Annotated in this window: 13 protein-coding genes; 9 read left to right on the top strand and 4 right to left on the bottom strand. The window is 58.2% G+C overall.

Annotated features, from left to right (window positions below):
• Positions 1-118 precede the first annotated feature (118 nt).
• Together CKW31_RS09755 and CKW31_RS09750 are read left to right on the top strand one after the other, a co-directional pair.
• Positions 119-1,054, top strand: coding sequence for a folate-binding protein YgfZ (locus CKW31_RS09755; protein ID WP_095094134.1), 936 nt, complete (start codon positions 119-121; stop codon positions 1,052-1,054).
• Positions 1,055-1,160: 106 nt separating this feature from the next.
• Positions 1,161-1,982 carry an HDOD domain-containing protein gene (locus CKW31_RS09750; RefSeq protein WP_095094133.1) on the top strand — a complete coding sequence of 274 codons (822 nt, stop codon included), beginning with the start codon at positions 1,161-1,163 and terminating at the stop codon, positions 1,980-1,982.
• A gap of 305 nt (positions 1,983-2,287) precedes the next feature.
• On the opposite strand, the gene CKW31_RS09745 is transcribed toward CKW31_RS09750, so the two are convergent.
• Together CKW31_RS09745 and CKW31_RS09740 are read right to left on the bottom strand one after the other, a co-directional pair.
• Entirely contained in the window at positions 2,288-3,676 is a 1,389-nt protein-coding gene (locus CKW31_RS09745) for a sensor histidine kinase (RefSeq protein ID WP_095094132.1), read from the bottom strand.
• Positions 3,663-4,340, bottom strand: coding sequence for a response regulator (locus CKW31_RS09740; RefSeq protein ID WP_095094131.1), 678 nt, complete (start codon positions 4,338-4,340; stop codon positions 3,663-3,665). Before CKW31_RS09740 ends, CKW31_RS09745 begins: the two co-directional genes overlap by 14 nt.
• 458 nt (positions 4,341-4,798) lie before the next feature.
• Here CKW31_RS09740 and CKW31_RS09735 point away from each other — a divergent pair, with 458 nt between their 5' ends.
• The 4 genes from CKW31_RS09735 to CKW31_RS09720 all read left to right on the top strand — a co-directional run bounded on the left by CKW31_RS09735 (position 4,799) and on the right by CKW31_RS09720 (position 8,853).
• Complete coding sequence (locus CKW31_RS09735) at positions 4,799-5,788, top strand: tripartite tricarboxylate transporter substrate binding protein (protein WP_164581656.1); 990 nt, start codon at positions 4,799-4,801, stop codon at positions 5,786-5,788.
• A gap of 61 nt (positions 5,789-5,849) precedes the next feature.
• Complete coding sequence (locus CKW31_RS09730; RefSeq protein ID WP_095094130.1) at positions 5,850-6,308, top strand: tripartite tricarboxylate transporter TctB family protein; 459 nt, start codon at positions 5,850-5,852, stop codon at positions 6,306-6,308.
• A gap of 3 nt (positions 6,309-6,311) precedes the next feature.
• On the top strand, positions 6,312-7,826 hold the full coding sequence (locus CKW31_RS09725) for a tripartite tricarboxylate transporter permease (protein ID WP_095094129.1): 1,515 nt from the start codon (positions 6,312-6,314) through the stop codon (positions 7,824-7,826).
• On the top strand, positions 7,819-8,853 hold the full coding sequence (locus CKW31_RS09720) for an AbrB family transcriptional regulator (protein WP_095094128.1): 1,035 nt from the start codon (positions 7,819-7,821) through the stop codon (positions 8,851-8,853). The genes CKW31_RS09725 and CKW31_RS09720 overlap by 8 nt, the downstream gene beginning before the upstream one ends.
• Before the next feature lie 170 nt (positions 8,854-9,023).
• Here the strand turns inward: CKW31_RS09720 and ung are convergent, their stop codons facing one another.
• Entirely contained in the window at positions 9,024-9,716 is a 693-nt protein-coding gene (gene ung / locus CKW31_RS09715) for a uracil-DNA glycosylase (protein ID WP_095094448.1), read from the bottom strand.
• Between the two features lie 163 nt (positions 9,717-9,879).
• Between ung and CKW31_RS09710 the strand changes: the two genes are divergently transcribed.
• The 3 genes from CKW31_RS09710 to CKW31_RS09700 all read left to right on the top strand — a co-directional run bounded on the left by CKW31_RS09710 (position 9,880) and on the right by CKW31_RS09700 (position 11,695).
• Complete coding sequence (locus CKW31_RS09710; protein ID WP_095094127.1) at positions 9,880-10,992, top strand: enoyl-CoA hydratase/isomerase family protein; 1,113 nt, start codon at positions 9,880-9,882, stop codon at positions 10,990-10,992.
• A 68-nt stretch (positions 10,993-11,060) separates the two neighbouring features.
• Positions 11,061-11,303, top strand: a complete 243-nt coding sequence (locus tag CKW31_RS09705; RefSeq protein WP_087264704.1) for an AbrB/MazE/SpoVT family DNA-binding domain-containing protein — start codon at positions 11,061-11,063, stop codon at positions 11,301-11,303.
• Complete coding sequence (locus tag CKW31_RS09700) at positions 11,300-11,695, top strand: PIN domain-containing protein (protein WP_095094126.1); 396 nt, start codon at positions 11,300-11,302, stop codon at positions 11,693-11,695. The genes CKW31_RS09705 and CKW31_RS09700 overlap by 4 nt, the downstream gene beginning before the upstream one ends.
• Before the next feature lie 50 nt (positions 11,696-11,745).
• On the opposite strand, the gene CKW31_RS09695 is transcribed toward CKW31_RS09700, so the two are convergent.
• Positions 11,746-12,246 carry a hypothetical protein gene (locus tag CKW31_RS09695; protein ID WP_095094125.1) on the bottom strand — a complete coding sequence of 167 codons (501 nt, stop codon included), beginning with the start codon at positions 12,244-12,246 and terminating at the stop codon, positions 11,746-11,748.
• Positions 12,247-12,327 lie beyond the last annotated feature (81 nt).

Here is a 12,327-nt window from a genome sequence, read left to right as displayed (position 1 = left end):
GTATACAACCGCAGGCCGCATGAGCGAACCTCGCAATAGTCGCAGTAGTTTTCATGTACCTATTATCCGGACTCGGCACTATCATGTGCCCCAGACTTTTTTCCCGTTGCGATGACTCATGGCCGATACAGCTTTCTACTGCCCGCTTTCCCATGAAGGTGTTCTCGCCGTCCGCGGCGTCGATGCCAGCAAATTCCTGCAGGGCCAATTGACCTGCAACCTCAATTACCTGAGTGACGCCAAAGCCACTCTGGGTGCGCGCTGCACGCAAAAGGGCCGCATGCAATCAAGCTTTCGCATCCTGCTTGAAGGCGACGGCTGCCTGCTGGCGATGGCCAGCGAACTGATCGAGCCCCAACTGGCTGATCTGAAAAAATACGCCGTATTCTCTAAATCGAAGTTGACCGATGAAAGTGCCTCCTGGGTGCGATTCGGCCTGCATAACGGCGACGGCGCGCTGGTCAATCTTGGCCTTGACCTTCCCCAGGACACCGATTCGGTGGTCCGCGCCAACGACCTGATTGCCATTCGGGTCTCCCCCGCCAGAGCCGAATTATGGGCACGCGCCGATCACGACGTTCAGTCACGTCTGGCGGCCCAACTGGGCGAAGGCACGCTGAACGATTGGCAGCTGGGTCAGATCCGTGCCGGTATCGGTCAGGTGTTCGGCGCCACGCGCGAAGAGTTCATCCCGCAAATGCTCAACCTGCAGGCGGTTGGCGGGGTGAGCTTCAAAAAAGGCTGCTACACCGGCCAGGAAATCGTTGCGCGCATGCAGTATCTCGGCAAGCTCAAACGCCGCCTTTATCGTTTGACGCTGGCTGACCAGGAACTTCCAGAGCCCGGCACGGCGCTGTTTTCGCCGGTGCATGCCAGCGCCGTCGGCAACGTCGTCCTCGCGGCACGGGCTGAAAACGGGCTAGAACTGCTGGCTGTGCTTCAGGCCGATGCGGTCGAAAACGCCCAGATTCTACTCGGCTCACCGGAAGGGCCTGCTCTGCAGCTGGCTGAGTTGCCGTACACGCTGGACAGTAAACTCGAAACACAGCGCTGACCCAGGCGAACACCTTCACGCTGGAAATGTCTGCATACCTGTTCCGCCTCTTCGCACCCTTGGCAAGAAGAGGCACGGGACTACCCAAACGTCTACGAGATGCGACATGAGCGAGATGGCTGAAGAGGTGCAAAGGAACTTGATCAAGGCGATCGATAGAGACGCCTTGTTCTTGCCTACCCTTCCGGAAGTAGCATTAAAGATTCGCCTGGCTGCCGAAAATACCGAAATCAGCGTTGCCGAGCTGAGCCGGGTGATTGGTAGCGATACCGCACTTTCAGCACGCCTGATCAAAGTGGTGAACAGCCCTCTGTTGCGCCCGAACTTTGAAGTCAGTGACGTCAATACGGCGATTACCCGGCTTGGTGTCAACTACACCTGTAACCTGGCCATTGGGCTGGTGGTAGAACAAATGTTCCACGCCAAGTCCGAAGTGGTTGAACGCAAGTTGCGCGAAATCTGGAAGCAGAGCCTGCAAGTAGCAGGCATCAGCTATGCGCTGAGCTATCGTCGACCTTCACTCAAGCCAGACAAGGCAACGCTCGCCGGGTTGATCCATTTGATCGGCGTACTACCGATCCTGACTTACGCTGAAGATCACTTCGAACTGCTGGCTGACCCGGTCAGCCTCAACCATGTTATCGAGGCCATCCACCCGGTTATCGGCGAACGGCTGCTGCGCTCATGGGATTTCCCCGACATGCTGGCCTCCGTTCCCGGAAGCTTCCAGGACTTCACCCGAGTATCGCAATCAGCGGATTACATCGATCTGGTGCAAATCGCCACCGTCCACATCTATCAGGGCACGAGCCATCCTTATAGTCAGATCGAGCTGAGCAGCCTTCCGGCGTTTCAACAACTGGGGCTGGACACGAGCGGCGGAACTTTGGGTGCCGAAATGGATGAAGCGAAGATGATGCTTTACTAGGAACGCGATACCGGCATGTCTGACAGCTCAAAGGTGCCGGACTTCACGCTCATCAGATGTCGTGGGACCGGCTTTAGCCGGGAAGACTGCCTGAGTGACGACAGAAATGCAGCGACTGTACCGGACCATTCCCGGCTAAATCCGGTCCCACGGCATCGCGCCAATCGCGGGATCACATCAAACCTGTGGGAGCGTGGCTTGCCCGCGATGTATGAGACGCAGCCTGGAGACATACCGCGTTATCGTTTATCGCGGGCAAGTCGGAATGCCGCCCACTCCCATAGAATTGCCAATGGGCTCAAAGCCTACTGCGCCGCTATAAAACTCACCCGCACTTTAAGCCCACCTGCAGCGCCGTCATGAAGGCTGATCTGCGCCAGATGCGCGCGGCATATCTCGCCGACAATCGCCAACCCCAGACCTGATCCCTTGCCCTGCTGACGGCTGCGGTAGAAGCGCTCGAAGACGCGGCTGCGCTCAGCTTCGGGAATGCCGGGACCATCATCCTCGACCTCAAGTACCCCCGGCGCGCTGACCCGCAGGATCACGTTGCCGCCCGAAGGCGTGTGCGCCAACGCGTTATCGATAAGATTGCTCAACAGCTCGTTAAGCAGTGTCGGCTCGCCCCGCAACCAGACCGGCTCATCCGCCTCAAGGGCGAGGGAAACACCATGAGCATGGGCCAGCGGTGCCATCGCCATGCCCAGTTCGCGCGCCAACTGGCTAAGGTCCAGGGTTTGCGCCCCACCCTCGGCAATCGCACGCGCACCATTCTCGATGCGTGCCAGTGACAACAACTGATTGGCCAGATGAGTCAGGCGGTCAGTGCCCTGGGCCGCGGCTTCAAGCGTGGTACGCCAATGCGCAGGCTCGGGGTCACGCAGACCCAACTCGACCCGCGCTTTGAGTGCTGCTAAAGGTGTGCGCAGCTCATGGGCGGCATCAGCGATAAATTGCGCCTGTCGCTCGAACTGCTGACGCAGACGCTCGGTAAAATGGTTGAGTGCGTTAACCAATGGATGCAGCTCGTGCTGAACCTCGACCAAAGGCAAGGCGCGCAAATCATCGGGCTGACGTGATTCGACTTCGCTGCGCAAGCGTTCCAGCGGCCGCAGGGCAGCGCTGACCGTGAACCAAACAAGCAACAACGCACCGGCACCCAACATACCCAGGCGCAACAACGTGTCGGCCATCAAGCTGCGCGCCATGCTGACACGAGCTTCTTCAGTCTCGGCAACGCGAATCTCGGCCATGCCGTTCATGTTTGGCTCGCTGACCGGCTTGAGCAGACTGACCACTCGCACTGATTGTCCCTGATAGCGAGCAGTGTAGAAGCTCGCCAACGCCGGGTAATCATCGGTGCGCAACGTACCGGGAGGTGGAGGCGGCAGATTTTCGTAACCAGAAATCAGCTTACGGTTGATGTCATTGACCTGGTAATAGATGCGACCCGCGCTGTCATAGGCGAAGGTATCCAGAGCGATGTAGGGCACATCGGCACTCAGCGTCCCATCACGCTGTGAAACCCCGGCCGCAATGGTTCGCGCCGAAGCCAGCAAGGTTCGGTCATAGGCAATGTCAGCGGCTTCCCGACCGTTCCAGTAAGCGCTGAGTCCGCTGGCCAGCATCAGCACGGTGAGCAATACGCCCAGATTCCACAGTAGCCGCCAACGCAGACTGTTATGGCTGCTCATCGCGGCTTTCCAGCAGATAGCCAAGGCCCCGGAAAGTCACGATCGCCACCGGATGGCCGTCGAGCTTTTTACGCAGCCGATGCACGTAGATTTCGATAGCGTCTGCGCTGGCTTCTTCATCCAGGCCAAACACCTGAGAAGCCACCTGCTCCTTGCTCATCACCCGTCCCGGCCGGGCAATCAGCGCTTCAAGCACTGCCTGCTCCCGAGACGTCAGAGTCAGCAATTCATCACCCAAGGTGAATCGGCGTGTATCCAGATCGTAGGCCAGCACCCCGCAACGCTGCTGCCGTTCGCCACCCAACACGCTGCGGCGCAACAAGGCTTTGACCCGGGCTTCCAGCTCGGAAAGCTCAAACGGTTTGGCCAGATAGTCGTCGGCCCCGAGATTGAGGCCATGTACGCGGTCCTTCACGTCACTGCGCGCAGTCAGCATCAGGACGGGCAGGTTCTTGCCCCTCCCGCGCAGCCGCGCCAGTACTTCAAAGCCATCCATGCGCGGCAGGCCGACATCGAGAATCACCACAGCATATTCCTCGCTGCTCAACGCCAGATCAGCCGCCACACCATCGTGCAATACATCGACGGTCAACCCGGCCCCTTTGAGAGCCTGGGCAACGCTTTCGGCTAATTGCAGATGATCTTCGACGAGAAGAACACGCATCGACTTCTCCTGAGTGCGTGGCTTTTGTGGAGCCCGGAGTTTACAGGCGCGCCACGGGCTGTGAAGCACTGAAACCACTCTAAACGCAATTTAAATGGTCATTGAAAGGTAGCTGAAAGGTTTATGAAAGTTTCGCTGATTAACATCGGGCTGTTTGCGACAAGACGTGCCGTTTCAGCGGCCGTTAAAGAAAAGCACCATGATGTGCTTTCACAATAAGAACAAGAATGGAGTCGACCATGACACAGCCAATGTCCAGGGCTATCCCGCCCGCCTGTAATTCCCATCCCGACGCTTTCGCCTTGACCGGCCGCTGCACGCATTCCATTGCGGGCGCATTCTCGTTGCCTTTCGATATTCATTCACTGCGATGACGCCGCTTACTGGCTCGCCCTGTTGTGGCCGCCTGTAAAACCGAATCGAACACCGTTGTACATCCAAAAACAAAAATCTGGAGACTGACCATGACTTTATCCTTGCGTCGTTTCGCGCTGGCTGCTGGCTGCATGATGCTCGCCACGCAACTGTTCGCGGCCGACGAACCCAAGCGCCCTGAATGTATCGCCCCGGCCTCGCCGGGTGGCGGCTTCGACCTGACCTGCAAGCTGGTACAGAGCGCACTGATCAACGAGAAAATCCTTACCAAACCGATGCGCGTAACCTACATGCCCGGTGGGGTTGGCGCTGTGGCTTACAACGCGGTCGTTGCCCAGCGCCCTGCTGACGCGGGCACGCTGGTAGCCTGGTCAAGCGGATCGTTGCTGAACCTGGCGCAAGGCAAGTTCGGACGTTTTGATGAAGGTGCTGTGCGCTGGCTGGCCGCAGTGGGAACCAGCTACGGTGCCATCGCCGTGAAGAGCGATTCGCCTTACAAAACCCTCGACGATCTGGTCAAGGCGCTCAAGGCCGATCCAAGCAAAGTCGTGATCGGCTCCGGTGGCACCGTCGGCAGCCAGGACTGGATGCAAACCGCCCTGATCGCCAAGGCGGCCGGTATCAACCCGCGCGACTTGCGATATGTCGCCCTCGAAGGCGGCGGTGAAATCGCCACCGCACTGCTCGGCGGCCACATTCAGGTGGGCAGTACCGACATTTCCGACTCCATGCCGCACATCCTCAGTGGTGACATGCGCCTGCTGGCCGTGTTCTCCGAGAAGCGTCTGGACGAACCGGAAATGAAAAACATTCCGACCGCCAAAGAGCAAGGTTACGACATCGTCTGGCCCGTGGTTCGCGGCTTCTACCTGGGGCCAAAAGTCACCGATGCAGAGTACGACTGGTGGAAAGCCGCGTTCGACAAACTGCTGGCTTCGGAGGAGTTCGCCAAGCTGCGTGACCAGCGTGAACTGTTCCCGTTCGCCATGACCGGTGCAGAGCTGGACACCTATGTGAAGAAGCAGGTTGCTGACTACAAGACCCTGGCCAAGGAATTCGGCCTGATTCAGTGATCAACTGACTGACTAGCGGTTGCAGCTGCCTGCGCGGCAGCGCAACCCGGGAGTTTTCACCATGGTGATCCAACGTATTTTTGCCGCCGTATTGCTACTGGTCTGTGCCGGTCTGGCAGTCATGGCCTGGCCCTATCAGGCGCCGTTCTCCTACGAGCCGGTTGGCCCCCGGGCTTTTCCCCTGCTGATGCTCGGGTTGATGAGCCTGGCCTTGATCTACATGCTGTTCCGTCCGGCCCCCATCGTGCACACCGAAGAAGAGCCTGCACTGGATCGCGAAACCATCGTCAAGATCGTCGCGTGCGTGGTCTTGCTGCTGATTTTTGCCGGCACCTTCGAGCCATTGGGCTTCATCCTCAGCAGCATCCTGATCGGCATTCCCATGGCACGCCTGTATGGCGGCCGCTGGGTGCCCAGCGTGATCGTGGTGATTCTGATGAGCGTCGGCCTTTACCTGCTATTCGATAAAGCCATGGACGTTCCGTTGCCTCTGGGCCTGCTCAACGTTCTGGAGAACTAATAAATGGATACTTTCAGCTATCTGGGCCAGGGCTTCGGCGTTGCACTGACTCCATACAATCTCATTACCGCACTGTGCGGGACGCTGATCGGTACCGTGGTCGGGCTGCTGCCGGGCCTGGGGCCTATCAACGGCGTCGCGCTATTGATCCCGATTGCCTTTGCTCTGGGCCTGCCGCCGGAATCGGCGCTGATCCTGTTGGCAGCGGTGTATCTGGGCTGTGAATACGGCGGCCGGATCAGCTCGATCCTGCTGAACATTCCAGGCGAAGCATCGACCGTCATGACCACGCTCGACGGTTACCCAATGGCACGTCAGGGCCTGGCAGGCGTTGCCCTGTCGCTTTCGGCATGGAGTTCGTTCATCGGTGCCTTTATCGCCACCTGCGGCATGGTGCTGTTCGCTCCGATACTGGCGAAATGGGCGATTGCCTTCGGACCTGCGGAATATTTCGTGCTGATGGTATTTGCCATCGTCTGCCTTGGCGGTATGGCAGGTGATAGGCCTGTCAAAACCTTTATTGCAGCCCTGATTGGTCTGTTCCTGTCGGCCGTCGGGATCGATGCCAACAGCGGCGTGTACCGATTCACCGGTGACAACATCCACCTGACTGACGGTATCCAGTTCGTGGTGTTGGTACTGGGTCTGTTTTCCATCAGTGAAATTCTCCTGCTGCTGGAAAAAACCCATCGTGGTCAGGAAGCGGTGCAAGCCACCGGGCGCATGTTGTTCAACCTCAAGGAAGCGGGCGCGGTGTTCGTGGTTAACATCCGCTGCGGTTTGCTGGGCTTCATCATGGGCGTACTGCCGGGCGCCGGTGCGACACTGGCCAGTGCCGTGGCATACATGACCGAGAAACGTATTGCCGGTGCCAGTGGCAAGTTCGGCCAGGGCGATATGCGCGGTCTGGCTGCGCCTGAAACCGCAATCGGCGCTTCGGCGTGTGGCGCTCTGGTGCCCATGCTGACACTCGGCGTTCCAGGTTCCGGCACCACAGCGGTGATGATCGGCGCCTTGTCGCTGTACAACATCACACCGGGGCCGATGCTGTTCCAACAGCAGCCGGATATCGTCTGGGGCCTGATCGCTTCGTTGTTCATCGCCAACGTCATGCTGGTGATCCTCAACATTCCGATGATCCGCATCTTCACCCGCATCCTCAATGTGCCGAACTGGGCACTGGTGCCCGTGATCGCAATCATCACCGGGATCGGCGTCTATGCCGTACACGCCACCACCTTCGATCTGTTCCTGATGGTCGGCATCGGCATCTTCGGTTACATCCTGCGCAAGCTGGATTTCCCGCTGTCGCCAATCCTGCTGGGCTTCATTCTGGGCGGTTTGATGGAGCAGAACCTGCGTCGCGCGTTGTCGATTTCCAACGGTGCGATGGAGATTCTCTGGTCCAGCCCGATCACCATGGGCGTCTGGGCGCTGACCATCTTCATGTTGCTGTTCCCGGTCGTCCGTATCTGGCGCAAACGCACTGCCCAACGCCGTGCCGCGACCAGTGTCTGAACGACCGTTCAAAAGCTGGTGGGCAACACCGCTGGTAGGCCTGGCTGGCGGTTACCTCGCCAGCCTGGTCGGCTGGCCTCTTCCCTGGATGGTCGGCTCGCTATTGGCGATCATCCTCGTTCGTTGCCTGACGCCTTGGCAACTCGCTGAAATTCCCGGCGGCCGCAAATGCGGCCAATGGATTGTCGGCATCGGCATTGGCTTGCACTTCACCCCGGTCGTGATCGAGCAAGTGATGGCACATTTCGGGCTGATTTTTCTCGCTGCACTGATCACCAGTCTTTCCAGTGTCGTCGGCGTGTGGCTCATGCTTCGCACTGGAGAAGACCGCGCAACGGCGTACTTCTCCAGCATGCCCGGTGGCTCGGGGGAAATGGTCAACCTCGGTTCGCGCAATGGCGCCATTCTCAGTAGCGTCGCCGCCGGGCAAAGCCTGCGGGTACTGATGGTGGTGCTTTGCATTCCGGCAATTTTCAAATACCTGATGGGCGAAGGCACGCCGATTGTCCATGCCGGAAGCGTCAACTGGCTATGGCTGGCAGTATTGTTCCCGCTGGGTGCCGCAGTGGCCTGGCTCTGGCAACGGCTGAAGCAGCCGAACCCCTGGTTATTCGGCCCGTTACTGGTCAGTGCAGCCATCAGTGTCAGCTTCGACCTGCATATTGGTCTGCCAGACGGCAGCAGCCAGATCGGTCAGTGGTTGATCGGCAGCGGGCTGGGTTGCCACTTCAATCGTCAGTTCTTTCGCCGCGCACCGTCCTTCATCGCCAGGACACTGCTCGGCACCGCCCTGACCATGCTCATCGCCGCCCTAGCCGCTTTCGCACTGGCTACTGCTACCCACCTGGATCTGCGTTCACTGACCCTGGGCATGATGCCCGGCGGCATCGCGGAAATGAGCCTGACGGCAGAAGTGCTGCAACTGTCAGTGCCATTGGTGACTGCGATGCAGGTGATGAGGTTGTTGTTCGTACTGTTTCTGGCTGAGCCGATTTTTCGGTATTGGAACAAACGACCCGCAGACTGAGATTTCCTTGTTCCTGACACAACCAATCTGTAGGAGCGCACGAGCACCGCGAGGCCGCGATAGCGGTGTATCAGACAGAAAGCTATCGCTGCCTCGCGGCGCTCGTGAGCTCCTACAGGTCAATTGTTTGCCACGAGACAACGCGATTTCCAGACTAACGCAGCAGCACCTCAATCCTGCGGCAATCGCCACTCAATCGGCGCCATACCGTTTTGCTCAAGATACTTGTTCGCCCGGCTGAAGTGCCCGCAACCCAGAAAGCCTTTATAGGCCGACAGCGGTGACGGGTGAACCGAGGTCAGTACCAGATGTTTGGTGGCATCCACCAGTTTCTGTTTGCTCTGGGCATGGGCGCCCCACAGCATGAACACCAGATGCGGCTGCTGAGCACTGACCGTTTCGATGACTTTATCGGTGAAATGCTGCCAGCCTTTACCCGCGTGGGACGCTGCATTGGCGCGCTCAACGGTCAGCGTGGTATTTAGCATCAACACCCCTTGATCAGCCCAGGATTGCAGGTGACCGTGGCGAGGCATATCAATGTTCAGGTCGCGCTTGAGCTCTTTATAGATGTTGACCAGCGACGGTGGAGCAGGCACGCCCGGCTGAACCGAGAAGCACAGTCCGTGCGCCTGACCCGGACCGTGGTAAGGATCCTGCCCCAGAATCACTACCTTGACCTTGTCCAGCGGCGTTGAATTCAGCGCGTTGAAAATCAGCGGACCCGGCGGGTAGATTTCCTTGCCTGCTGCATGCTCCTGGCGCAGGAACTCGCGCAACTGGCCCATGTAAGGCTTCTCGAATTCCTCACGCAGTGCCTGCTTCCAGCTGGGTTCAAGTTTGATACGGTCATCGCTTGTCATGGTCATACCCTGAAATCAATGCGCGGACACTAGGAAAGCTGGCCGCCAATGTCAATCAGCGCGTCGCGCCCTGCCCTTTCCTACACTGAACCTCATGCAACTTAACCCGATGCAGGACTATCACACCTGTGTTGGGTACACGCATTGCCCTCGAGAGGTCACGATGAATCTGCAATTTGAAGAATTTCCGGCTCAGGATGGCGCACGCATCGGCATCGCCACCCTGGACGCCGAACAATCACTGAATGCGCTGTCATTGCCCATGATCCTCGCCCTGCAGGATCAGCTTGATAGCTGGGCCAGTGACGAAAAAGTCGTCTGTGTGATGCTGCGTGGCAATGGCGCGAAAGCCTTTTGTGCCGGGGGCGACGTGCGCTCGCTGGTGGATCAGTGTCGTGAACATCCAGGCGAAGTCCCACCGCTGGCCGCCAGTTTCTTCGCGGCCGAGTATCGGCTCGATTACAGCCTGCACACTTTTCCAAAACCCTTGATTTGCTGGGGCCACGGCTATGTGCTCGGCGGCGGCATGGGCCTGTTACAGGGAGCAAGTACCCGCATCGTGACGCCGAGCAGTCGGCTCGCGATGCCGGAAATCAGCATCGGGCTGTTTCCAGACGTCGGCGCCAGTTGGTTCCTGTCGCGTCTGCCCGGCAAGCTCGGCCTGTTCCTCGGTCTGACCGGCGCTCACATCAATGCTCACGACGCGCTCGATCTGGATCTGGCTGATCGCTTCATGCTTGATGAGCAGCAGGAGGGTTTGATCGAAGGCCTGCAGCAATTGAACTGGCAAGAGCAAACGTCAATCCAGCTCAATAGCCTGCTCAAGGCCCTGCAACATGAAGCCCTTAACCAATTGCCCGAGGCACAATGGCTGCCACGCCGAGGGCAGATCGACGAATTGCTCGACGTCGGCAACCTGCCCTGCGCGTGGACTGCAATCAGCCATTTGCAGCACAGCGATGACGCGCTGCTGGCCCGCGCCGCAAAAAACCTGATCCACGGCTGCCCACTGACCGCGCACCTGGTCTGGGAACAAATCCAGCGCGCCCGCCACATGTCTTTAGCCGAAGTGCTGCAAATGGAGTACGCCATCAGCCTGAACTGTTGCCGCCATCCAGAATTCAGCGAAGGCGTACGTGCGCGGCTGATCGACAAGGACAACACACCCCACTGGCACTGGCAGGACGTCGCGACGATTCCGCTGGCGGTAATCGATGCGCACTTCAGCAAGGCGTGGGAAGGACGACATCCGTTGGCGGATTTGTCGGGGTATTGATTGCCTTTGTTCTAAAGACTAGTATTCCTTACCTAAAAGTAAGGAATACCAATCTTCAGGAGTAAAGCATGGCTGCCGCGAAGTTGACATCGAAAGGACAAATCACCATTCCTGCCCAAGTCAGGGCATCTCTCGGACTGGATACGGGAGACAGAATCGAGTTCGTGGACATTGGGGATGGCAGGTTCGCGATCATGGCCGCCAATCATTCGGTCAAAGATTTGAAAGGACTGATACGCAAGCCAGTCAAACCGGTCAGTATTGAAGACATGAATCTGGCCATTGAAGCACAAGGATCCAAGGCTAAATGATCGGTCTGGATACCAACGTTTTAGTGCGTTACGTTGCTCAGGATGATGCCAGGCAATCGGCAACAGCTTCGAAACTGATCGAGTCGCTAACGGTCTCCGAACCGGGTTTTATAGCCTTGGTGTCAATTGTAGAGCTTGTATGGGTCTTGCAATCCAGCTACAAATCCAGCAAATCAGAGATCGTTCTTGTTTTGGAAACACTTTTGCGTACGCGAGAGCTTACAGTGGAAAACGCGGAGACCGTATGGCAAGCACTGAGGCGTTTTACTGACTCCAACGCCGACTTCGCCGATTGTCTTATTGAGCGTTCAGCGCACGCCGCAGGCTGCGACCATGTCGCTACGTTCGATTCCAAGGCGGCTAAAACAGCCGGCATGCATCGGCTGACCTAATAAACTTCATAAAAAAACGGCGCCCCAATGGAGCGCCATTTTTGATTCACCTACCGATGCCCGCCTCGACCATCGCCACCGCGACCGCCTCGACCGTCACCTCGTCCACCGCCCCTGCCGGGACCGCCGTGGCCTCTGCCATCTCCATGACCATCCCCCCACGAAGGGCCGGACCGACCTGGACTGCCACGAAAATCATTACGCGGCGGATGGCGATAACCGGGGTTGCCGCGATAACGGTTGTCGCCCCAACCGTAACCGGGTGGACGGCCTGGCTGGTAATAACGCGGCACCGGAGGCGGTGCGTAGTAGCGCACAGGCGGAGGTGAGTAATAACGCACCTGTGGCACTGAATAATAGCGAGGCTGAGGCGCTACATAGATGCGCTGCTCCTGATAGTAATTTGAGCTGTAGCCGTTGTCGTAAGAGTAAACACTGGTTCCGTAAGTGGTCGGCAACTCCGTCACCCGGGAGGAATAGTAGCCTGAGTCGGTGTAGCAACCTGCAAGACTCAGGGCCAGCAAAACGATGAGCAAGGTTCGTCGATACATGGCGGCCTCCAGGACCGCAGTAGGGCACACACCAGCGACGCTGGTCGGCGTCTATCAAGCTGCAACAGACGAAAATAAGAC

It is taken from the genome of Pseudomonas sp. Irchel 3A5, assembly GCF_900187575.1.
GTDB lineage: Bacteria > Pseudomonadota > Gammaproteobacteria > Pseudomonadales > Pseudomonadaceae > Aquipseudomonas > Aquipseudomonas folii.
The sequence above is the reverse complement of the archived record's forward strand: the minus strand, read 5'-3'. Positions and strand labels throughout refer to the sequence as shown.

What these genes read in the sequence shown, in the direction of transcription:
- CKW31_RS09755 (WP_095094134.1), top strand. Translation starts at nt 119, where the DNA reads ATGGCCGATACAGCTTTCTACTGCCCGCTTTCCCATGAAGGTGTTCTC.
- CKW31_RS09750 (WP_095094133.1), top strand. Translation starts at nt 1,161, where the DNA reads ATGAGCGAGATGGCTGAAGAGGTGCAAAGGAACTTGATCAAGGCGATC.
- CKW31_RS09745 (WP_095094132.1), bottom strand. Translation starts at nt 3,676, where the DNA reads ATGAGCAGCCATAACAGTCTGCGTTGGCGGCTACTGTGGAATCTGGGC.
- CKW31_RS09740 (WP_095094131.1), bottom strand. Translation starts at nt 4,340, where the DNA reads ATGCGTGTTCTTCTCGTCGAAGATCATCTGCAATTAGCCGAAAGCGTT.
- CKW31_RS09730 (WP_095094130.1), top strand. Translation starts at nt 5,850, where the DNA reads ATGGTGATCCAACGTATTTTTGCCGCCGTATTGCTACTGGTCTGTGCC.
- CKW31_RS09725 (WP_095094129.1), top strand. Translation starts at nt 6,312, where the DNA reads ATGGATACTTTCAGCTATCTGGGCCAGGGCTTCGGCGTTGCACTGACT.
- ung (WP_095094448.1), bottom strand. Translation starts at nt 9,716, where the DNA reads ATGACAAGCGATGACCGTATCAAACTTGAACCCAGCTGGAAGCAGGCA.
- CKW31_RS09710 (WP_095094127.1), top strand. Translation starts at nt 9,880, where the DNA reads ATGAATCTGCAATTTGAAGAATTTCCGGCTCAGGATGGCGCACGCATC.
- CKW31_RS09705 (WP_087264704.1), top strand. Translation starts at nt 11,061, where the DNA reads ATGGCTGCCGCGAAGTTGACATCGAAAGGACAAATCACCATTCCTGCC.
- CKW31_RS09700 (WP_095094126.1), top strand. Translation starts at nt 11,300, where the DNA reads ATGATCGGTCTGGATACCAACGTTTTAGTGCGTTACGTTGCTCAGGAT.
- CKW31_RS09695 (WP_095094125.1), bottom strand. Translation starts at nt 12,246, where the DNA reads ATGTATCGACGAACCTTGCTCATCGTTTTGCTGGCCCTGAGTCTTGCA.